The 20,777-nt window shown below is 67.3% G+C and carries 15 protein-coding genes and 1 riboswitch; of the genes, 8 read left to right on the top strand and 7 right to left on the bottom strand.

Annotation, left to right across the window (positions count from 1 at the left end):
- The first annotated feature begins 174 nt into the window (after positions 1-174).
- Positions 175-282: riboswitch (glycine riboswitch) on the top strand.
- A gap of 161 nt (positions 283-443) precedes the next feature.
- From gcvT to gcvPB, 4 genes are all read left to right on the top strand, one after another.
- Complete coding sequence (gcvT, locus tag QE360_RS02305; RefSeq protein WP_309698999.1) at positions 444-1,619, top strand: glycine cleavage system aminomethyltransferase GcvT; 1,176 nt, start codon at positions 444-446, stop codon at positions 1,617-1,619.
- A 2-nt stretch (positions 1,620-1,621) separates the two neighbouring features.
- Positions 1,622-1,993, top strand: a complete 372-nt coding sequence (gene gcvH / locus QE360_RS02300) for a glycine cleavage system protein GcvH (protein ID WP_309698997.1) — start codon at positions 1,622-1,624, stop codon at positions 1,991-1,993.
- A 208-nt stretch (positions 1,994-2,201) separates the two neighbouring features.
- Positions 2,202-3,560 carry an aminomethyl-transferring glycine dehydrogenase subunit GcvPA gene (gene gcvPA, locus QE360_RS02295; RefSeq protein ID WP_309698995.1) on the top strand — a complete coding sequence of 453 codons (1,359 nt, stop codon included), beginning with the start codon at positions 2,202-2,204 and terminating at the stop codon, positions 3,558-3,560.
- On the top strand, positions 3,557-5,113 hold the full coding sequence (gene gcvPB, locus QE360_RS02290) for an aminomethyl-transferring glycine dehydrogenase subunit GcvPB (RefSeq protein ID WP_309698993.1): 1,557 nt from the start codon (positions 3,557-3,559) through the stop codon (positions 5,111-5,113). Before gcvPA ends, gcvPB begins: the two co-directional genes overlap by 4 nt.
- 124 nt (positions 5,114-5,237) lie before the next feature.
- Here gcvPB and QE360_RS02285 read toward each other — a convergent pair whose 3' ends face one another.
- The gene (locus QE360_RS02285; RefSeq protein ID WP_042484722.1) at positions 5,238-5,477 is read right to left on the bottom strand and encodes a SemiSWEET family transporter; all 240 of its coding nucleotides are present in this window, start codon (positions 5,475-5,477) and stop codon (positions 5,238-5,240) included.
- Between the two features lie 118 nt (positions 5,478-5,595).
- On the opposite strand from QE360_RS02285, the gene bluB reads away from it, so the two are divergent.
- A complete protein-coding gene (bluB, locus tag QE360_RS02280; RefSeq protein WP_309698991.1) occupies positions 5,596-6,219 on the top strand; it encodes a 5,6-dimethylbenzimidazole synthase in 624 nt (207 codons plus the stop codon).
- A 127-nt stretch (positions 6,220-6,346) separates the two neighbouring features.
- On the opposite strand, the gene QE360_RS02275 is transcribed toward bluB, so the two are convergent.
- Both QE360_RS02275 and QE360_RS02270 read right to left on the bottom strand, forming a co-directional pair.
- Positions 6,347-7,243, bottom strand: coding sequence for a DMT family transporter (locus QE360_RS02275; RefSeq protein WP_307103186.1), 897 nt, complete (start codon positions 7,241-7,243; stop codon positions 6,347-6,349).
- A 71-nt stretch (positions 7,244-7,314) separates the two neighbouring features.
- The gene (locus tag QE360_RS02270) at positions 7,315-8,442 is read right to left on the bottom strand and encodes a helix-turn-helix transcriptional regulator (RefSeq protein WP_309698989.1); all 1,128 of its coding nucleotides are present in this window, start codon (positions 8,440-8,442) and stop codon (positions 7,315-7,317) included.
- A gap of 113 nt (positions 8,443-8,555) precedes the next feature.
- Between QE360_RS02270 and QE360_RS02265 the strand changes: the two genes are divergently transcribed.
- Both QE360_RS02265 and proS read left to right on the top strand, forming a co-directional pair.
- The gene (locus QE360_RS02265; protein WP_309698988.1) at positions 8,556-8,759 is read left to right on the top strand and encodes a hypothetical protein; all 204 of its coding nucleotides are present in this window, start codon (positions 8,556-8,558) and stop codon (positions 8,757-8,759) included.
- A gap of 64 nt (positions 8,760-8,823) precedes the next feature.
- The gene (proS, locus tag QE360_RS02260) at positions 8,824-10,356 is read left to right on the top strand and encodes a proline--tRNA ligase (protein WP_309698987.1); all 1,533 of its coding nucleotides are present in this window, start codon (positions 8,824-8,826) and stop codon (positions 10,354-10,356) included.
- 125 nt (positions 10,357-10,481) lie between these two features.
- Here proS and QE360_RS02255 read toward each other — a convergent pair whose 3' ends face one another.
- Both QE360_RS02255 and rnr read right to left on the bottom strand, forming a co-directional pair.
- Positions 10,482-11,450 carry a glutathione S-transferase family protein gene (locus QE360_RS02255; protein ID WP_309698985.1) on the bottom strand — a complete coding sequence of 323 codons (969 nt, stop codon included), beginning with the start codon at positions 11,448-11,450 and terminating at the stop codon, positions 10,482-10,484.
- 178 nt (positions 11,451-11,628) lie between these two features.
- A complete protein-coding gene (rnr, locus tag QE360_RS02250; RefSeq protein ID WP_309698982.1) occupies positions 11,629-13,827 on the bottom strand; it encodes a ribonuclease R in 2,199 nt (732 codons plus the stop codon).
- A gap of 143 nt (positions 13,828-13,970) precedes the next feature.
- On the opposite strand from rnr, the gene QE360_RS02245 reads away from it, so the two are divergent.
- A complete protein-coding gene (locus QE360_RS02245) occupies positions 13,971-16,469 on the top strand; it encodes a family 20 glycosylhydrolase (protein WP_309698979.1) in 2,499 nt (832 codons plus the stop codon).
- A 19-nt stretch (positions 16,470-16,488) separates the two neighbouring features.
- Here the strand turns inward: QE360_RS02245 and QE360_RS02240 are convergent, their stop codons facing one another.
- Together QE360_RS02240 and QE360_RS02235 are read right to left on the bottom strand one after the other, a co-directional pair.
- Positions 16,489-18,438 carry a beta-N-acetylglucosaminidase domain-containing protein gene (locus QE360_RS02240; RefSeq protein WP_309698977.1) on the bottom strand — a complete coding sequence of 650 codons (1,950 nt, stop codon included), beginning with the start codon at positions 18,436-18,438 and terminating at the stop codon, positions 16,489-16,491.
- Positions 18,439-18,949: 511 nt separating this feature from the next.
- Positions 18,950-20,737: an ABC transporter transmembrane domain-containing protein gene (locus QE360_RS02235; protein ID WP_309698975.1), complete on the bottom strand. Its 1,788-nt coding sequence runs from the start codon at positions 20,735-20,737 to the stop codon at positions 18,950-18,952.
- Positions 20,738-20,777: the final 40 nt, after the last annotated feature.

Genomic DNA, 20,777 nt, shown 5'->3' with positions numbered 1-20,777 from the left:
CGCCGTCGCGGCGGGTTACACCCCTCCGTCAGGCCTTCGGCCTGCCACCTCCCCTTGCAGGGGAGGAATAGGGCTACAATCCACAAGATTGATCGCATCCCCCACTGTTCCCCGATTGACTTGGGCACCCCCTGTCGGCAGAGGGCGCGGCGTCGATGTCGGACATGTCCGACATAGGCGCGCGCGGGAGAGCGCCGGGTGCATCTTTCAGATGGCAAGACCCGGCCGCCGAAGGAGCAACCACCCCGGAATCTCTCAGGCAAATGGGACCGCGCGATCGCCATCGACACTCTGGAAAGCGCGCCTCGACCCCGGTCGCGGCGCCACCGAAGGGGTAAGCCGGAAATTCCGGTGAAAGCTCTCAGGTTCCGTGACAGAGGGGGATCGGATCGGGTAGGAGACACGCGTCCCTAGCCGACACCCTTTTGACGGAGACCGGCCCCGTGAGCGACGCAACCGACCTGAATGTAGAAGACGCCCCCGAGGGTCAGGAGATCATCCAGACGCTGCCGCTGGACGCCTGGCACCGCGCGCGCGGCGGGCGGATGGTCCCGTTCGCGGGCTATGAGATGCCGGTCCAGTATGAAGGCATCATGGCCGAGCATCTGTGGACCCGCGCGTCGGCCGGGCTGTTCGACGTCAGCCATATGGGCCAGGTGGTCTTCACCGGCGACAATGGTCTTGCCCCGGTCATCACCGCGCTGGAAAAGGTCCTGCCGGGCGACATCACCGGCCTTGGCGATCGTAAGAATCGCTATTCGCTGCTGCTGAACGAAGAGGGCGGCATCCTCGACGACCTGATGGTGACCAAGCGCACCCTGGACGGTGCCGAGGAACTCTACATGGTCGTCAACGGCGCGACCAAATATGACGACATCGCCTATCTGCTCGACTTCATCCCCGACGATGCGACGCTGAACCTGCTCGACGAGCAGGCGCTGCTGGCGCTCCAGGGGCCCAAGGCGGTCGATGCGCTGTCGCGGATCGTGCCGGGCGTCGAGGCTCTGGTGTTCATGACCGCCGCCGACTTCGTGTGGAACGACGTGCCGCTGTGGATCAGCCGCTCGGGCTATACCGGCGAGGACGGTTACGAAATCTCGATTCCCGCCGAGCATGCCGCCGCATTCGCCGACGTGCTTTGCGAGCAGGCGGAAGTGAAGCCGATCGGCCTGGGCGCGCGCGACTCGCTGCGTCTGGAGGCGGGGCTGCCGCTCTACGGCCATGACCTTGACCCCGAGACGACGCCGGTGATGGCCGATCTGGGCTTCGCGCTCGCCAAGAAGCGCCGCGAGGCGGCCGATTTCCTGGGGGCCGGGCGTATCCTCGCCGAGCGCGAGAACGGCCCCGCCGTCAAGCGCGTCGGCCTGACCGTCGCGGGCCGCCAGCCGGTGCGCGAGGGCGCGTCGGTGGTCGCCGAGGACGGATCGGTCATCGGTCGCGTCACCAGCGGCGGCTTTGCCCCCTCGATGGGCGCGCCGATCGCCATGGCCTATGTCCCCACCGAGCTGGCGACGCCCGGCACGGCCCTCAAACTGCTTCAGCGCGGCAAGACCCATGACGCCACCGTCACGGCCATGCCGTTCGTCCCCCATCGTTACGTTCGTTCAGGAGCCAAGTGACCATGAGCCGCTATTTCACCGAAGATCATGAGTGGATCGACGTCGACGGTGATGTCGGCACGGTCGGCATCTCCGATTACGCGCAGGGCGCGCTGGGCGACATCGTGTTCGTCGACGTCCCCGAGGAAGGCCGCGCGCTGTCCAAGGGCGACGAGGCCGCCGTGGTCGAGTCGGTCAAGGCCGCCTCGGACGTCTATGCGCCCGTCTCGGGCACCGTGATCGAGGGCAATGCCCAGCTGTCAGACGAGCCCGCGCTGGTCAACACCGATCCCGAAGGCGAGGGCTGGTTCTTCAAGATCACCCTGTCGGACGCGTCGGAGCTGGACGGCCTGATGGACGAAACCGCCTACGCCGCGTTCGTCGCGAAGCTGTGATTTAAAGCCCCTCCCTCATTAGGGGAGGGGCCTTCTTCCTCCCCTCCCGCAGGCGGGAGGGGCCGGGGGAGGGGACTCGATCTCCTCCAGCGACATCGCCTGCCGAAGCCGGGTGCCCTCCCCCGGCCCCTCCCGCCTGCGGGAGGGGAGAAGAAGAAGCCCTCCGCTCGGCGGCGGGGGCGAAGAGGAGGGCGGAGAAATGGAACGCATGCGCTACCTGCCCCTTACCTCTTCCGACCGGGCCGAGATGCTCTCGGTCATCGGCGCGGGATCGGTCGACGACCTGTTCGTCGACGTGCCCGAATCCGCCCGCCTGTCCGGCCCCATCGAGGGACTGCCCAACCACGCCTCAGAACTGGCGGTCGAGCGGCACATGACCGCGCTCGCTCGCAAGAACACCGTGGCGGGCGATGTGCCCTTCTTCCTGGGCTGCGGCGCGTACCGCCATCATGTCCCCGCCAGCGTCGATCACCTGATCCAGCGCGGCGAGTTCCTGACCGCCTACACGCCCTATCAGCCGGAAATCGCGCAGGGCACGTTGCAGATGCTGTTCGAGTTCCAGACGCAGGTCGCGCGTCTGCTCGGCACCGATGTCGCCAACGCCTCGATGTATGACGGCTCGACCGCCTGCTGGGAAGCGATCGGCATGGCGCGGCGCATCACCAAGAAGTCCAAGGCGATCCTGTCCTCGGGCCTGCACCCGCATTACGTCTCGGTCGCCAAGACGATGGCGAAGTACACCGGCGACACACTGGAGACGGCCGCGCCCGTCCTGACCGCCGAGACGGATATCGACCAGATGATCGCGGCGATCGACGGCGATACGTCCTGCGTCGTCGTCCAGTATCCGGATATTCTCGGCCGCATCGCCGACCTGACCCCGCTGGCCGAGGCCTGCCACGCCAAGAAGGCGCTGCTGATCGCCGTCGTGACCGAGCCGGTCGCGCTGGGCGCGATCCGCGCACCCGGCGAGATGGACGCCGACATCGTCGTCGGCGAAGGCCAGTCGCTGGGCGTCGGGCTTCAGTTCGGTGGTCCTTACGTGGGCCTGATGGGCTGCAAGGATAAGTATATCCGCCAGATGCCCGGCCGCTTCTGTGGCGAGACGGTGGACGCGGACGGCAAGCGCGGTTTCGTGCTGACGCTGTCGACCCGCGAGCAGCATATCCGCCGCGAAAAGGCGACGTCGAACATCTGCACCAATTCGGGGCTGTGCGCGCTCGCCTTCTCGATCCACATGACGCTGCTGGGCGAGGCGGGTCTGCGCCGGATGGCGGGGATCAACCACGCAAACGCCTGCCGCGCGGCGGACCGTCTGGCCAAGGTGCCCGGCGTCAAGCTGGTCAACGACGTGTTCTTCAACGAGTTCACGCTGGACCTGGGCCGCGAGGCGCGTCCGATCGTGCGGACGCTCGCCGAGCGCGGCGTGCTGGCGGGCGTGTCGCTCGGCCGGCTCTATCCGGGCGAGGACGCGCTCGCGAACGGACTGGTGGTGGCGGTCACCGAGACGGTGACGGCGGAGGATATCGAGACGCTTGCCCAAGCGCTTGAGGAGGTGCTGGCATGACGATCAACCAGAGCGGCTGGAAGCCCACGAGCCCCGAAGCCAAGGACGGCGAGGTCAGCGCGACCTTCACCGGCAACCGCGCGCTGATGCTGGAAGAAAAGCTGATCTTCGAGATTGGCGATGCCGAGACGACCGGCGTCGATTTCGCCGAGGGCGATGTCGCGGGTTCGCGCCTGGGTGATCTGAGCCGCAAGGCGCCGATCGGCCTGCCGGGCCTGTCGGAGCCGGAGACGGTCCGCCACTATACCCGTCTGTCGCGTCAGAATTACGCGATCGATCTGGGCCTGTTCCCGCTGGGTTCGTGCACGATGAAGCACAATCCGCGCCTGAACGAGAAGATGGCGCGGTTGCCGGGCTTCAGCGACGTTCACCCGCTCCAGCCCGTCGACACGGTGCAGGGTGCGCTGGAGGTCATTCACCAGCTGGCGCACTGGCTGGTCACGCTGACCGGCATGACCTCGGTCGCGATGAGCCCCAAGGCGGGCGCGCATGGCGAGCTGTGCGGCATCCTGGCGATCAAGGCGGCGCTGGAGAAGCGCGGCGAGGGTCATCGCAAGGTGATCCTGGTCCCCGAATCAGCGCACGGCACCAACCCGGCGACGGCGGCGTTCGCGGGCTTCTCGGTCGAGGACATCCCCGCGACCGCCGATGGCCGCGTCGATACCGCGGCGCTGAAGGCGCGGTTGGGGCCGGACGTGGCGGGCGTGATGATCACCAACCCGAACACCTGCGGTCTGTTCGAGCGTGACCTGAAGGACATTTCCGACGCGGTCCATGCGGCGGGCGGCTATGTCTATTGCGACGGCGCGAACTTCAACGCCATCGTCGGGCGCGTGCGTCCGGGCGACCTGGGCGTCGATGCGATGCACATCAACCTGCACAAGACCTTCTCGACCCCGCATGGCGGCGGCGGGCCGGGTTCGGGGCCGGTGGTGTTCTCGGAAGCGCTGACTCCGTTCGCGCCTTTGCCCTTCGTCGAGAAGACGGGCGAGGGCTTCCGCCTGGTCGAGGAAGAGAATGCCGAGGACCATCATGCGGACAGCTTCGGCCGCATGGTCGCCTTCCACGGCCAGATGGGCATGTTCACCCGCGCGCTGACCTATATCCTCAGCCACGGCGCGGACGGCCTGCGTCAGGTCGCCGAGGATGCGGTGCTCAACGCCAACTATGTCCTGCGCTCGCTGGAAAACACGCTCGACGCCCCCTTCGCCAAGAGCGGCCCGTGCATGCACGAAGCCATCTTCTCGGACGAGGGGCTGGCCGAGGGCTTCTCGACGATCGACGTCGCCAAGGCGCTGATCGACGAGGGCTTCCACCCGATGACCATGTATTTCCCGCTGGTCGTCCACGGCGCGATGCTGGTCGAGCCGACCGAAACCGAATCCAAGGCCGCGCTCGATCAGTTCATCGGCGCGCTGGCGTCGGTGGCGGAGCGGGCCAAGGCGGGCGATCCGTCGCTCAAGACCGCGCCGCACTTCGCGCCGCGCGCGCGCCTCGACGAGACGCTGGCAGCGCGCAAGCCCGTGCTGGTGTGGAAGGACAAGGCGGCCTGATCGGCTGTTCCCCGCGCCGCCCGAGCGGTGGCGCGGGGGCATCGTCATCCCGGCGCAGGCCGGGATCTCTGGCGATCGTCAGCTGCCGTCGCCAAAGGCCCCAGCCTTCGCTGGGGCGACATCGCTAGAGCGCGGTAAACAGGCAAATCCCGCCCAAGATTACGCCGGGCGCATTGGCGAAGACGATCGGCCAATCCCGCTTCTCGCGCAAAAACCCATAGGCGACCCAGAGCGAGCAGTTCACCATCGTCGCCAGCGGCTGAATCACCGAACCCTTTTGTCCCGCCAGGTTGAGTTGGATCTGGTCGATATAGGACAGGTACATGGCCACCGCCGTGGCGGTCGCGATCCAGCCGAGCAGCATCAATTTCCGTTCGCTCACAGCCGTTTGGTCTCCTTCTTCATGACAGATAAATCGATTGAAGCCTGGTGCTGCAACGCGCAAGCGGGGCAGGATGCTCCGGGGCGAAAAAGGGACCAGCATGCGCTTTGACACAAGCGACGCGACGACGCTGGAGACGATCCTGCGCTGGCGCCGCGACGTCCGCCATTTCCGCACCGATCCAGTCGACGAGGCGGTGCTGCTGCGGCTGGCCGAGGCGATGGCGCTGGCCCCCTCGGTCGGCAATGCCCGGCCATGGCGGGTGATCCGCGTCGAGGACCCCGTATTGCGCGCCGCCGTCCGCGCCGATTTCCGACGCTGCGACGGAGAGGCGGCGGCCGATTATGCCGACGAACAGGCTGCGGCGTATCGCGCGCTGAAACTGGCGGGCCTGGACGCCGCGCCGGTCCAGTTGGCGGTCTTCACCCATGTCGATCCGGCGGAGGGGCACGGCTTGGGCCGTCGCACCATGCCCGAGACGCTGCGCCAGTCGACCGCGATGGCCATCCACACGCTCTGGCTGGCGGCGCGGGCGGCCAATCTGGGCATGGGAATGGTCTCGATCCTCGACCCCGCCGCCATGGAGCGGATCTTCGAGGTGCCGGAGGACTGGAGCTTCGCCGCCTATCTGTGCTTGGGTCATGCCGAGTGGGACGACGATACTCCGTTGCTCCATCGGGCCGGGTGGCAGGAAAATGCGCCCACGCGGTGGGAGGTGCGGTAAATAAGTCCTCCCCTGCAAGGGGAGGTGGCGCGCGCAGCGCGTCGGAGGGGTGTCGCCCTGTCGATGGCGGGACACCCCTCCGTCAGGCCTTCGGCCTGCCACCCCCCCTTGCAGGGCAGGAATAATGTCAATCTTCCGCGGCGGCGGAGATCGTCTGTTGCTTGCCCAGCCGCTGCTCGCGCCAGACGATGAACAGTCCGCTGGCGATGATGACCGGGGCGCCCAGCCAGGTTCCGGCCGTGGGCAAGGCCCCGAAGATCAGCCAGCCATAGACGGTCGCCCAGATCAGCCCCGAATAGTCCATCGGCACGACGGCGGCGACGGGGGCCAGCCGCGATGCGCCGGTCAGCGCCAGCTGCCCCATGCCGCCCGCCAGCCCGATCGAGACGAGCACCACCCAGGTCAGCGGATCATGCATCTTCAGATGGAAGGCATAGGGCAGGGCGATGAAGGGCAGGGTCAGGATGGTGAAGTAGAAGACGGTCGTGGTCGCGGGCTCGTCGCGCAACTGGCGCAGCACGATCGCGACGATCGCCACGAACATCGCCGCCATCAACCCGACGCCCGCCCCGAACATCGACATGTCGCTCGCCCCCGGCCGCACGACGAGCAGCACGCCCGCAAAGCCGACCAGCACCGCGCTCCACCGTTGCAGCCCGGTCTTCTCCCCCAGCACCAGCGCGCCGAGCAAGGTGGCGAAGATCGGCACGGTGAACTGGAAGGTCGTCGCCTCAGCCAGCGGCAGCAGCATCACCGCGCCAAAGGTGAAGACCATGCCGACCAGCCCGACCATCGCCCGCTTGGCATGACCCTTCAACCGGGTGGTGCGCAGCGACGCCAGCCCCGGCCCCGCCATGACGAAGGCGAGCACGACCGGCAGCGCGCAAAGCTGTCGAAAGAACATGGTTTCGGACAAGGTCGCCCCACGCGACTCGGCCAGCTTCACGAGCGCCGACATGGTCGACAGGAAGAAGATGGCGATCAGGCGCAGGCCGATGCCTTTGAGCACGCGGTCGCCGGTCATGACCCTGCGCTTAGAAGAGCATTTCATAAACGGCAATGGGCGAGGCTGGTCTGCGGTCGCCCGGCACCGGGCTATGGCGTGGCCTGGCCCACCGACAGGGCGGGGTGGCAGAGCATGGCAACCAGTTCGCTTTGGCGGGTGCAGCCGATCTTGCCGAATATGGAGCGCAAATGCGTGCGCGCGGTCGCATAGCTGATGCCGCGGATGATCGCCGCCTCCTGCAGCGATCGACCGGCCGCCAGTTCGACCGCCAGCATCGCCTCCGCCGGGGTCAGGTCGAACAGCAGTTTGAGCAGCCCCGCCTTCGGGACGGACCGGTTGGCAGGATCGGCGGCGATGATGATGAAGCCGTCGGCGTCGAAACGTGACCTGGCCATTTGGCGTAGCGGGATGAAGTGGAGGGCACAGGGCGGCATCATGGCATGCGCGTCCAGCAGGATCGTCGCGCTGACCACCGCATCGGTGCGGCTGGCGGCCAATGCCCTTCGGATCTTGGCATCGATGGCGGTGTTCCGAAAGCGAATCCGCCCCTGGAACGTCGTGATACGATCGCCCATCCCGACCTCGAATTGTCGGTTATGGGCGCGCAGCCGTCCGCTGCGTTCGATGACGGCGGCGGGGGTGTTCAGCAGGTCGAGCGCATCGACCGTCGCCTGGGCGGCGACCTGGTTCATCTGCATCGAAAGGCTGGCCGCGCGCGCCAGATGAGGGCGCAGCCGATCCAGCTGAGGCAGGGCGGCGCGGGCACTGGCTTCGCTGGCAAAACCTTCCAGCGTGACGGTGATCATCTTGTCCGCCACGCCTTGGATGACGGTTCCGGCGCCGATCGCATATCCCTCGGGGATCAGAAAGTCGCGATAGACCGGCAGAGTGGCCATCATGTCCGGATGATGCAGGTCGCTGTCGGTACGGAACCGGGGCGCGTGTTCGGCGACGAGCGGCGCGGCTCTGACATTGGGTTCCATCCACCCCTGATCGATATAGCGCTGGAAGAAATCATCATGTCTCAATGACATGATGAATAAATTCTGCCATTCCGAAGTGGCAAACAGGCAGGCGCAGCGAGCGCCAAAGTGTCTCGAGAGATTTTCGAGAAGTTGCGGCCAGCGATTGGGATCCGCAACCGTCGCATATATTTCGTCCAAAAGCCTTGGGTCGACCATGAAGCGGTCGCTATCGGAAATTCCTTTACGCGACATACCACAAATGGATGATGTAGACGCAATATCCGGCCGCTTATGATGACGGCGATGACATATGGCCATTATGCCATACATCCTTGTTTTCATACCAGAGATGAGCGGCGGGGGATATGATCGATCAGCATGAAGGGCGCGTGGACATTCACGACTTGTCGGCGCGTTCGCAAGGAAGGGATGGTGAATATGGTTCGCATCTATCGAAAAAGACTGATGAAGTCGTGCGCGACAACGGGCGGATGAAGCCAAGAATGGCCCTTTTGGTCATCCTGTTCATTACGATCCTGTCCTGGTCCTGGATTTTCCTGCTTTTCTGATTGTCGATGCCCTGCGGTGCGTAGCGGCTTGGCGAAACCGGGTCTTTGCCGCTATCGGGCGGGCATGAAGCACGCTCTGTCCGTCACCCGCGACGCGGATTTCTCCGCCTGGTATCAGTCCGTCATCGCCGAGGGCGATCTGGCCGAGGAATCGGGCGTCCGGGGCTGCATGGTCATCCGCCCCTGGGGCTATGGCATATGGGAGCGCATTCAGCGGCTGCTCGACGACCGGATCAAGGCGACGGGGCATGAGAATTGCTATTTCCCGCTGTTCATCCCGCTGTCCTATTTCGAAAAGGAGGCCGAGCATGTCGACGGCTTCGCCAAGGAAATGGCGGTCGTCACGCATCACCGGCTGATCGCGGACGGCAAGGGTGGGCTGGTCCCCGATCCCGAGGCCAAGCTGGAAGAGCCTTTGGTCGTGCGCCCGACCTCGGAAACGGTGATCGGCACCGCCTTTGCCCGCTGGGTCCAGTCGTGGCGCGACCTGCCGGTGCTGATCAACCAGTGGGCGAACGTTGTCCGCTGGGAAATGCGCACCCGCATGTTCCTGCGCACCGCCGAATTCCTGTGGCAGGAGGGGCATACTGCCCATGCGACGGTAGACGAGGCGCGCGCCGAGACGCTGCAGATGCTGGAAGTCTATCGCAGCTTTGCCGAGGATTGCCTGGGCGTCCATGTCATCGCGGGCGAGAAGCCCGAGAATGAGCGCTTCCCCGGCGCGGTCTCGACCTATTCGATCGAGGCGATGATGCAGGACGGCAAGGCGCTTCAGACCGCGACCAGCCATTTCCTGGGCGACAATTTCGCCAAGGCGCAGAATATCCGTTTCCAGAATGCCGAAGGCGGACTGGATTATGCCCAGACCACCAGCTGGGGCATGACCACGCGCACGATCGGCGCGATGATCATGGTCCACGGCGACGATGACGGTATGCGCGTGCCACCCAAGGTCGCGCCGTGGCAGGTGGTGATCGTGCCGATGCTGCGCGACCAGCCCGAGGACGAGGCGCTGCTCGCCTATTGCCGCGATCTGCAAAAGGAACTGGTGGGCCAGTCTGCGCTTGGCGAGCCGATCCGCGCCATGGTCGATGCGCGCGCCCAAAAGGCTGCCAACAAGCGCTGGGGCTGGGTCAAGAAGGGCGCGCCGGTCATCATCGAGGTCGGTGGCCGCGACATGGCGGGCGGCAACGTCTCGGTGATCCGTCGCGACCGGCTGTACCGCGAGGACGGCAAGCTCGACTCGGTCGTGAGCCCGCGCGGCGATTTCGTGTCGGGCGTCGAGGCGCTGCTGGTCGACATCCAGGGCGAACTCCACCGCCAGTCGGCCGAGCGGCTGAAGGCACAGATCGTCCCCGTCGACGACTGGGCGGGCGTCGAGGCGCATTTCGCCGACGGCGTAAAGAACCCCGGCTGGGTCGATGTCCGCTGGGCCAAGCCGACCGGCGAGGAACTGGAGCAGGTGGTCGAGAAGCTGAAGGGCTTGAAGCTGACCATCCGCAACGCGCCGATGGGCCAGACGGGTTGCGATGACGGCCCCTGCATCTTCACCGGCCGCGCGGGGGTGGAGCGGGTGCTGATCGGCCGGGCGTATTGATCCTGGCACGCCCCTCCCGCAAGCGGGAGGGGATGGGGGAGGGAGGGCCCCAGGCGATGGTCTCTGCGAGACACCATGCCCTCCCCAAACCCCTCCCGCCTGCGGGAGGGGCTTAAGAAGAAGGGCTAGCCTCGCACCAATCCCGCCCAGGGCAGGTCCGGCCCGGCGGGCACGATGCCGGTCGGGTTCAACTCCAGATGGCTGGCGTAATAATGCGTCTTGATGTGATCCAGATGCACCGTCTCCGCGATCGCCGGAATGGCCAGCATCCGCTCCAGCAGGGCCTCCAGCGCCGGATAGTCCTGCACCCGGCGGACATTGCATTTGAAATGGCCGTGATAGACCGCGTCGAAGCGGACGAGCGTGGTGAACAGCCGGATATCCGCCTCGGTCATCCGGTCGCCGACCAGCCAGTCTCGACCCGTCAGCCGCTCCTCCAGCGTATCGAGTTCGGCGAATAGCGGGGCGACCGCCGCGTCATAGGCCTCCTGGCTCTTGGCGAAGCCGCATTTGTAGACGCCGTTATTCACCCGGTCATAGACGGTGTCATTGATCGCATCGATCTCGCCGCGCAGGGCGGGCGGGTAATAGTCGCCCTCCAGCGCGCCCAGCCCGTCGAACGCGCCGTTCAGCATGCGGATGATCTCGGCGGATTCGTTGCTGACGATCGTGTCGCGGTCCTTGTCCCACAGGACGGGCACCGTCACCTTGCCGCTATAGCCGTCGCGCGCGCGGGCATAGAGTTGCCACAGATAGTCCGCGCCGTGCAGCCTATCGCCGGTCCCGCCCCGTGTCGTTGCGAAGGTCCAGCCATTCTCGCGCATCAGCGGGTCGACCACCGACAGGTCGATCATCGACTCCAGTCCCTTCAGCGCCCGAACGATCATTGTCCGGTGCGCCCAGGGACAGGCATAAGAGACATAGAGATGATAGCGCCCCGGCTCGGCCCGGTGGCCGGGCTGGCCGTCGGGGCCGGGGCCTCCGTCCGCCGTCACCCAGTCGCGGAAGCCCGAGTCCGGGCGCTTGAAGCTGCCCTTCTCGTCCGACTTGAACAGCCCGTCGGCGTGCCAGACGCCGTCCACCATATTGCCCATGCGCGTGTCTCCTTTGGGGGAGGTACGCATGGGGGCGGGGGAGCGATCCCAGCTTTTCCTTCCCGGTCAGGGGAGGGGGACCATGCGGGGCGTGGTGGAGGGGGGTGCCCCCTTTCGGTAGCGGGACACCCCTCCGTCGCGCTTCGCGCGCCACCTCCCCTTGCAGGGGAGGAATGGATCAGCGGCGCTTGCCGTTGTGGCGGATGTTCGCAGGCCGCCCACGCCGCTTCAGCACGCGGCGCGGTTCGGGCTTGGCGCCCTTGCCGTCGGGGAGTTCGAAGCGCAGCGCGCCCGACACCGGGTTCGCCTCCGCCAGGCGCAGCGGCAGGCGCTGGCCCAGCTTGTAGATTTCGCGGGTCTTCTCGCCGAGCAGTTGCTGCGAGCCTTCGTCATAATGGAAATAATCGCCGCCCAGATCGCGGATCGGCATCAGCCCGTCGCCGCCCACCCCGTCGACGGTCGCGAAGAAGCCGAAATTGGTGACGCCGGTGATCCGGGTCTCGACCACCTGGCCGACATGCTCGGCGAGGTACGCCGCGACATAGCGGTCGATCGTCTCGCGCTCCGCCTCCATTGCGCGGCGCTCATATTGGCTGATCGACGTGCCCAGCCGCTCCATCTCCTCGCCCTCGGGCAGCAACCCGCCATCGCCCAGCTTGTACGCCCCCACCAGCGCGCGGTGGACGACGAGGTCGGCATAGCGCCGGATCGGCGAGGTGAAATGCGCATAGGAGCCCAGCGACAGGCCGAAATGCCCCTGATTGACTGGCGCATAATAGGCCTGGGTCTGCGAGCGGAGGATCTGCTCCATCACCTGCGGTTTGAAGTCCGCGTCGCCGATCTTGTCGATGATCCGGTTGAAGGTCGCCGGGCGGATCACCTGTCCCATCGCAAAGGGGATGTCGAAGGTTTCGAGATACTCCTTCAGCGCGACCAGCTTGGTGCGGCTAGGCACCTCATGGACGCGGTACATCACGGGTGCCTTCTTCGCCTCCAGCGCCTTGGCGGCGGCGACATTGGCGGCGATCATGTAATCCTCGATCAGCCGGTGCGCATCCAGCCGCGCGCGCGGCGCGACCGACAGGATGCGGCCATTCTGGTCGAGCACCACCCGCCGCTCGGGCAGGTCGAGGTCGAGCGGCTCGCGCGCATCGCGTGCCTTGGCGAGCGCGGCCCAGCAGTCCCAGAGCGGCCGCAGCGCCGTCTCGGTCAGCGGATGCGACAGCTCGCCGTCGATCGCGGCCTGCGCGTCTTCATAGGCGATGTTCGCTGCCAGCCGCACCACCGCGCGGGTGAAGCGGAAGCCCTTGAGCTTGCCGTCCTTCGTCACCTGCAAGTGACAGGCGAGCGCGGCGCGGTCCTCGCCTTCCTTCAGCGAACAGACATCCGCCGACAGGATCTCGGGCAGCATCGGCACGACCCGGTCGGGGAAATAGACCGAATTGCCCCGCCGCCGCGCATCCTTGTCGATCGCCGAGCCGGGACGGACATAGAAGCTGACGTCCGCGATCGCGACGATGGCGCGCCAGCCCTCGGGATTGGCGGGATCGTCGTCGGGTGCGGCCCAGACCGCATCGTCATGGTCGCGCGCGTCGACCGGATCGATCGCGACGATCGGCAGGTCGCGCAAATCCTCGCGGTCGTCGCCCAGTGGCTGGCGCGCGACCCGCTCGGCTTCCTCCAGCGTTTCGGGCTGGAAGCGGTCGGGAATCTCGAACTTGTGGATCGCGATCAGCGAGAAGCTGCGCGGGGCGAAGGGATCGCCCAGCCGCTCGACCACCTTTGCGGTGATGCGCGGCGGGCGGCCCGCCTTCTCGGCCAGCACCAGGTCGCCCGCTTCCGCGCCGCCGGTGTCCGACACCATCATCTCGCGCCGGTCCTTCTTGTCGACGGAGGTCAGCCAGAAACGCCCCGCTTCCTCGCGCAACACGCCCAGCACCTGTTCGGAGGCGGGCGCGATCGTCTTCATGACATGCGCGATCCAGCCGCCGCCCGCTTCCTCGGTGCGCGCCAGCACCCGCTGGCCGATGCCAAGTTGCCCACGCTTGCGTTCGCGGATGCGCAGGCGGGGGATGGGCACGCCGTCCGCTTCCCAGCGTTCCGGCTGGCCCCAGACATTGCCGCCGTCATCGACATCGACGACGCGCAGCACCGTCACCTTGGGCAAGCCGCCCATCTTGTGGAAGGCGCGACCCGGCGCGCTGTCGATCAGCCCTTCGTCGGCCATGTCCTTGAGCAGCGCCTTCAGCCCGATCTTCTCCTGCGCGGACAGGCCAAAGGCGCGTGCGATCTCGCGCTTGCCCGCCGGCTGGTCCGACTGTTCGATGAAGGCGAGGATTTGCTCACGGGTCGGCAGACCCGGCTGGGGTTTTTTCATGGGATGGAGATAGGCGGTGGGGCGGGCGACGTCACCCCCGGCATTCTATTCCTCCTCTTGCAGCGGCAGGAATGTGTTTGGCTTGCGCGTCCAGCCTTGTCATGATCCAATGTAATACCAGTACGGCGTAGCGGGACGGGCAGATGATGATGACTTTATGGGCTTCGGCTGCGATCCTGGCAGTGGCTCCGGTGCAGGCCGATCTGGATCGGCTGGCCGCGACTTTGGGCTATCGCTACACCATCCTGACCAACCGTCCGGCATCCTGTCCCACCGGCATTCCGCGCTGTTTCGAGGCGGATATCGCCATCGCCGTGCCCGGGGACGCGCCCAGCCTGCCGGTCGAGATCCGCTACAGCCTGGTCAACCCGGTGCTGAAGGTCGAAAGCGACCTGTTCGACAACCGGACGATCAACGGCGACCTGAACGTCCTGACGCTGAAACCCGGCCGGAGCTTGACGCCGGGGCAGGTCTATCATGTGAAGCTGACCGGGCTGGGCGCGTTCTTCTCGCGCAATCACATGATGCCCAACGCGACGCTGGCCGCCGCCGGTCTCGCGCCGCGCGTGATCGCGGCGACCCGGACGGGGACCGATGCGGAGACGGGGCTGGAGACCTTGCCCTTCGCCGCGCCGATGACCGACGAGGCCGCGCTCGCCCGCAGCGCGCCCGACGACCAGACGCTGTGGCGGACGCCCGAGCGCGCCTTTGCGCTCTATGCCGAACGGGGGGCGGCGACCCCGGTCGATGTGGCGATCCTGCCCAGGCCGATGACGGTCAGGCGACCCGCCGGTGCGCCGGTCGATCTGTCCGGGGGGCTTCGCGTGACCACGGACGGCATCGCCCGCGCCGCCATCGCGCCCGCGCTGGCCGGATTGCCGGTGGGCCATGTGCCGCTGACCATCCGCAAGACGGCGGGGCTGGCGGCGGAGGGCTATCGCCTGACCATCGGCCAGGGCGGCGTGACCATCGCGGCGGCGGATGCGGCGGGGGCGTCCTATGCCCTGCGGTCGCTGGCGCAGCAGATGGCGGCGGAGGGCCCGCGCCTGCGTCCGCTGATCGTCGAGGACGCGCCGCGCTACGGCTTTCGCGGGCTGCACATCGACCTGGCGCGCAATTTCCACAGCAAGGCCGAAATCCTCAAGCTGATCGAGCAGATGGCGGCGTACAAGCTCAACACGCTGCACCTGCATCTGGGCGATGACGAGGGCTGGCGCCTCCAGATCGCGGCGCTGCCCGAACTGACCGAGATCGGGGCCTATCGCTGCGAGGACCTCAGCGAGAAGACCTGTCTCTCGCCGCAGCTCGGTGCGGACCCGGCGCGCGATGCGCCGAGCAACGGCTATCTGACCGCCGCCGATTATACCGACATCCTGCGCGCCGCCGCCGCGCGGCAGATCGCGGTCATCCCCTCCTTCGACATGCCCGGCCATTCGCGCGCGGCGATCCGGTCGATGGAGGTCCGCTATCAGCGGCTGATGGCGAAAGGCGACCGCGCCGGCGCCGAACGCTTCCGCCTGGTCGAGCCGGGCGACACCACCCGCTATTCCAGCGTCCAGCATTATGACGACAACACGCTGAACGTCTGTATCGACAGCACCTATCGCTTCATCGACACGGTGATCGACGCCATCGCGGGTCTGCACAAGGCGGCGGGGGTGCCGCTGACCACCTATCATATCGGCGCGGACGAGACGGCGGGCGCCTGGACCCAGTCGCCCGCCTGCAAGGTGATGATGGCCAGGACCGGCCTGCAACCCAAGCAGCTGGGCGCCTATTTCATCGAACGGATCTCGGCCGATCTCGCCAAGCGCGGCATCGCGGTCGCGGGGTGGAGCGACGGCCTGGGCCATACCGACCCCGCAAGGATGCCCGCCAAGGTCCAGACCAATATCTGGAGCAACCTGCACGCAGGCGGCGTCGCCGAGGCGCATGGACAGGCCAATCACGGGTGGAAGACCGTGCTGTCGATCCCCGATCTCGGCTATTTCGACATGCCCTATGCCGCCGATCCGGACGAGACGGGCTATGACTGGGCCTCGCGCGGGGTGGACAGTTTCCAGGTGTTCGGCTTCATGCCGGGCAATCTGGCCGCCAATGCCGCGCTGATCCCCAATATCCTCGCCCAGCCCAAGTCCATCGCCGACACCGTGCCGCTCCAGCCCGGTCGCGAGATCGCGGGTATCCAGGCGCAATTGTGGAGCGAGACGGTCCGCCGCGACAGCCAGGTCGACTATATGCTGTTCCCGCGCCTGCTCGCGCTCGCCGAGCGGGCGTGGCGCAAGCCGGACTGGGAGCCCGCCTATGTCGCGGGGGCGGGCTATGAACCCGGCGATGCGCGGGTGGACCGGGCGAAGCTGCTGGCGGGCTGGCGCGACTTTGCCGGGCGGATGGGCGTGCAGATGCGGATGCTCGACCGGGCGGGCGTGACCTATCGCCTCGCCCCGCCGGGCGCGCGGATCGCGGGCGGTCGGCTGGAGGCGAACGCCGAGTTTCCCGGCACCCCGATCGAGTATCGCATGGGCGGCGCCACCGCGTGGCGGCGCTATGACGGGCCGGTGGCGGTGACGGGGGCGGTCGAGCTTCGCACCCGCACCCCCGATGGCCGCCGCGCCAGCCGAACGGTTACGGTCTCGCCGTAACCGCGATCAGGCCCATCGGTTACGGTCTCGCCGTAACCGCGATCAGGTTGGGCGCGTCCGCGACGAACGTATCGAGCACGCCGTCCGCGATCTTGACCGGCCCGCCGAAGCGGGTGGCGCCGGGGATGGTTGGCACCGCGGCGGCCTGGGCGGCGATCCGCTTTGCATCGGCGAAATAGCGCGTTGCGGCCGGATTGCCCCGGTCGGCGGCGTCGAGCCCGGCGGCGGTCTGTTGCAGCGCGCGGCCCCAGAGCTGCATCGCATCGACCCAGGGGGCGGCCTGTTCGGCAAAGCCCGGATCGGCCACGCCCGCGCGGATCGTGTCGGGCGCATCGGCCAGCGCATCGGCCTTGTGGCCCAGCGCCGCGATCGCCGCGCGCCGCTCGGCCTCGTCGCCATTGGCCAGCGCCTCGCGGACATGGTCGAGCAGCGCCTTCAGCTTCGGCGCCTGTTCCTGCCAGGGCTGGCTGCCGAAGGTCGGGGCCAGATGCTGGGTATCGAACAGTTCCAGCAGCGCGGCCGTCGCGCGCGCGTCATTCCCCGCCAGATCGCGCGCGGCATAATGCCAGGCGCGATCCGCGTCATAGCCCTTGTCGTTCCAGCCAAAGGCCAGCACGCCCGTCACCGCGACCCGGCTGGGCGCTTCCTGGTTCATCGGGTTGGACAGGATGCCGGTCAGCTCGGACGACAGCCCCGCCTCGCGCTTGGCATAGGGGGCGAGCAGCAGCCGCCCGGCCGAGCTGGCATAGTCGTTGACCGGATAATTGTCCCACAGCAGCGTCTTGCGCCCGAACGCCTTGGTCGCCGCCTTGGCATCGGGGATGGAGATGGCGGGGGGCACGACATCGGTGCCGGTCCATTGCACGACGATGCGCGGGTTCAGATGGGCGCGTAGCGCGGCCTTGTAGGGGCTTTCCTTGGCGTCGTAATATTCGGTCGGCACCATGATCAGCGGACGCGAGGCGGGGTCCTGGCGCAGCAGGTCGGCCTGTACTGCGTTGAGCAGCTTCGACTGGGCGATGCCCGCCGCCTCCGCGCCCGAGGGGCCGAATGCCGCCTTGTCGGCGTCGCAATTCCACTTCTGATATTCGATGTCGTCCAACGCGACATAGAAGCTGTGCACGCCGATCCCGCGCAGCGCCGCGAATTTGCGCAGCAGCGCCTGTTCGTCCGCCGGGTTGGAGAAGCAGATGCTCGGCCCCGGCGAGATGGCATAGACGAAATCGACATGGTTCGCCCGTGCCCGCGCGACCAGCGTACCGAGTTCGCTCAGCGTGGCCGCCGGATAGGCCTCGCGCCACTTGTCGCGCGCGAAGGGGTCGTCCTTGGGGCTGTAGACATAGGTGTTGGCCTTCATCTCCCCCAGGAAGTCCAGATGCCTGGTCCGGTCGGTCATCGACCAGGGCTTGCCGTAAAAGCCCTCGATCGTGCCGCGGATCGGCATGGCGGGATGATCGCGGATGGTCAGCGCGGGGATGGTCGGCCGGGCGAGCAGCTGGCGCAGCGTCTGCACCGCATGGAACAGGCCGTCGGCATCATGCCCCGCCAGCGTGATCAGCCCCGCGCCCGTGCTGCGGGTCGCCAGCGTATAGCCTTCAGTCCGGTCGTCGGCGGCCGCGCCGCTCCGTGCCAGCGCCTCGCGGACGATCGCGGCGCTGTCGGGACCGATCACGATCGTCGGGCGGTCGGGAGTGGCGGGCAGGCGGCTGGCGGTCGCGACCTCGCTGATCCCCGCCTTGGCGAGAAGCGTGCGGACCAGCGCGGCGGTCGCGGGCTCGGTGCCGGGCGCGACGATCAGCGTGACCGGGCGCCCCAGCGCGATCGCCCCATCGCCCAGCATCATCGCGGTCGGCGCGGGGAAGATGGCGGGAAGCGTGGGGGTGGCGGCCTGCGCCGAGGGGGCCGCGAGGCTCGCGAATGCGACCGCCGCGATGACGCCGCCGTTCCACCTGTTTGCCCGCCGCGTCATCCTCGTTCTCCGGTATTGAAATGGTATTGTCGGAGACTAGGGGAGAGGGACGTGGGCCGCAAGCGGGTTTAGATCATGGGGTAATGGTTTGAGTTTTCGGGATTTTGTTGGGGCGGCGGGGCGTGGCCTTCGACTGCGCTCAGGCTGAACGGTGGCTGGACGTGTGCTGAATCCTAGAGCCGATCGACATTCACGATTGCTCTTCTTTCCCTCTCCCCTGGACAGGGGAGAGGGTTAGCGAAGCTTGCCAGTCTGCTGGCTAGCGCAGCTTGGGTGAGGGGTTGAGCGAGCCCAAAGGCTCGCGCGCTCGCTTCGCGAGCGCCCACCCCTCACCCAGCTCCGACTAAGCCTTTGCTTTCGCAAAGACCAAGTCTGCGCAACCCTCTCCCCTCTGCGAGGGGCGAGGGAAGGAAAGGCATCGCTGAATGTCGCTCGGTCCTAACACCCGTTCCGCCTGAGCGCAGTCGAAGGCCACGCCCCTCCGGAAGTAACTGGTACTAAACCGGCCCTATCAGTCGTGGAATTGCAGGCTGGCCAGCCGCGCATAGAGTCCGCCATGCGCGATCAGTTCGGCATGATGGCCCTGCTCGACGATCCGGCCGCCGTCCATCACCACGATCCGCTCGGCCGCCCGGACCGTCGCCAGCCGGTGCGCGATGACCAGCGTGGTCCGGTCCGCCATCAACCGCTCCAGCGCCTGTTGCACCAGCTGCTCGCTCTCGGCGTCGAGCGCGCTGGTCGCTTCGTCCAGCAACAGGATCGGCGCATCGCGGAGTAGCGCGCGGGCGATGGTGATCCGCTGGCGTTGCCCCCCGGACAGGCGCGCGCCGCCTTCGCCCAGGAAGGTGTCGAGCCCCTGCGGCAGCGCGCGCAGGAAATCGGCGGCGTTGGCGGCCTCTGCGGCGGCCCAAAGCTCATCGTCGCCGGCGTCCCACCGGCCATAGCGCAGATTGTCGCGCGCCGAGGCGCCGAAGATCACCGTCTCCTGCGGCACCATCGCGATCCGCGCCCGGATCGCGGCCGGATCGGCATCGCGCAGCGACACGCCGTCGAGCGAGATTTGGCCGCCCTGCGGGTCGTAGAAACGCTCGGCCAGCTGGAACAGCGTCGACTTGCCCGCGCCCGAGGGGCCGACCACCGCCACCGTCTCGCCCGGTCGGATGTCGAGCGAGAAGTCGTTCAGCGCGGCGACCTCGGGCCGGGTCGGATAATGGAAGACGACATGCTCGAATCGCAACGCGCCCATCGGCACGACCGGCAGGACGGCGGGGGCGGGGGGCGGCGCGATTTCCGGCTCTTCCGCCAGCAATTCGGCCAGGCGCTGCGCCGCGCCCGACGCGCGCAATATGTCGCCCCACACCTCGGTCAGCGCCTGGAACGAACCCGCGACCAGCATGCCCGTCACGACGAAGGCGGTCAGCGACCCGCCCGACAGCCGCCCGCTGGCGACATCGGCGACCGCTTCCCAAAGCAGCAGGGTCAGCCCGCCGAAGAACAGCCCGATCACCATCGCGGTCATCACCGCGCGCAGCAGGAAGCGCTTGCGCGAGGTCGCGAAGCCGTTGCTGACGGCATGTTCGAACCGCTCGGCCTCGCGCCGCTCCTGGCCGAACGCCTGCACGACCTTCATCGCGCCCAGCGTCTCGACCGCGATCGCGCCGATATCGGCCAGCCGGTCCTGGCTGTCGCGCGAATAGCTGCGCACGCGTCTGCCCAGCAGCACGATGGGCAGCACGACGAGCGGGATGCAGACCAGCAGCGACAGGGTCAGCTTGGGCGACAGCGCGAACAGATAGATGGTGCCGCCGATCCCGATCACGACATTGCGCAGCGCGATCGAGATGGTCGATCCGACCACTTGCTCGATGATCGCGGTGTCGGCGGTCAGCCGACTGGCGATCTCGGAGGGGCGATTCTCCTCGAAATAGCGGGGCGCCAGCCGCAGCAGATTGGCCTGCACCGCGACGCGGATGTCCGCGACCGTCCGCTCGCCCAGCCACGACACGAAATAGAAGCGGAACGCCGTCGCCAGCGCCAGGACGACCACGACCGCCAGCAGCCCCTGGAAATAGGGGGTGATATCCTCCCCCTTGGTCAGGTTGCCGAAGCCGTGGTCGATCACCTTCTGGAAGGTGCGCGGGATGAACAATGTCGCGCTGGCCGCGACCAGCAGCGACAGCGCGGCGGCGGCGAGATGCGCGGGGTAGCGCAGCGTGAACCGCCAGACCATCTTCAGATTGCTGATGCGGCGGCTGGCCGGAACGGGGGCGGAATCGCGGGGGGCGGCGGGTTTGGCCATGATCGCTGCGGCCTAGCAGCGCGGAGGCGGCGGCTCAACG

Source organism: Sphingomonas sp. SORGH_AS_0789, assembly GCF_031453055.1.
Lineage (GTDB): Bacteria > Pseudomonadota > Alphaproteobacteria > Sphingomonadales > Sphingomonadaceae > Sphingomonas.
Note: the sequence above shows the minus strand (reverse complement) of the source record. Positions and strands in the feature narration are given on the sequence as shown.

What these genes read in the sequence shown, in the direction of transcription:
- gcvH (WP_309698997.1), top strand. Translation starts at nt 1,622, where the DNA reads ATGAGCCGCTATTTCACCGAAGATCATGAGTGGATCGACGTCGACGGT.
- QE360_RS02245 (WP_309698979.1), top strand. Translation starts at nt 13,971, where the DNA reads ATGATGATGACTTTATGGGCTTCGGCTGCGATCCTGGCAGTGGCTCCG.
- gcvPB (WP_309698993.1), top strand. Translation starts at nt 3,557, where the DNA reads ATGACGATCAACCAGAGCGGCTGGAAGCCCACGAGCCCCGAAGCCAAG.
- gcvPA (WP_309698995.1), top strand. Translation starts at nt 2,202, where the DNA reads ATGCGCTACCTGCCCCTTACCTCTTCCGACCGGGCCGAGATGCTCTCG.
- bluB (WP_309698991.1), top strand. Translation starts at nt 5,596, where the DNA reads ATGCGCTTTGACACAAGCGACGCGACGACGCTGGAGACGATCCTGCGC.
- QE360_RS02265 (WP_309698988.1), top strand. Translation starts at nt 8,556, where the DNA reads ATGATCGATCAGCATGAAGGGCGCGTGGACATTCACGACTTGTCGGCG.
- QE360_RS02255 (WP_309698985.1), bottom strand. Translation starts at nt 11,450, where the DNA reads ATGGGCAATATGGTGGACGGCGTCTGGCACGCCGACGGGCTGTTCAAG.
- QE360_RS02285 (WP_042484722.1), bottom strand. Translation starts at nt 5,477, where the DNA reads ATGCTGCTCGGCTGGATCGCGACCGCCACGGCGGTGGCCATGTACCTG.
- QE360_RS02235 (WP_309698975.1), bottom strand. Translation starts at nt 20,737, where the DNA reads ATGGCCAAACCCGCCGCCCCCCGCGATTCCGCCCCCGTTCCGGCCAGC.
- proS (WP_309698987.1), top strand. Translation starts at nt 8,824, where the DNA reads ATGAAGCACGCTCTGTCCGTCACCCGCGACGCGGATTTCTCCGCCTGG.
- QE360_RS02240 (WP_309698977.1), bottom strand. Translation starts at nt 18,438, where the DNA reads ATGACGCGGCGGGCAAACAGGTGGAACGGCGGCGTCATCGCGGCGGTC.
- QE360_RS02270 (WP_309698989.1), bottom strand. Translation starts at nt 8,442, where the DNA reads ATGTCGCGTAAAGGAATTTCCGATAGCGACCGCTTCATGGTCGACCCA.
- rnr (WP_309698982.1), bottom strand. Translation starts at nt 13,827, where the DNA reads ATGAAAAAACCCCAGCCGGGTCTGCCGACCCGTGAGCAAATCCTCGCC.
- QE360_RS02275 (WP_307103186.1), bottom strand. Translation starts at nt 7,243, where the DNA reads ATGACCGGCGACCGCGTGCTCAAAGGCATCGGCCTGCGCCTGATCGCC.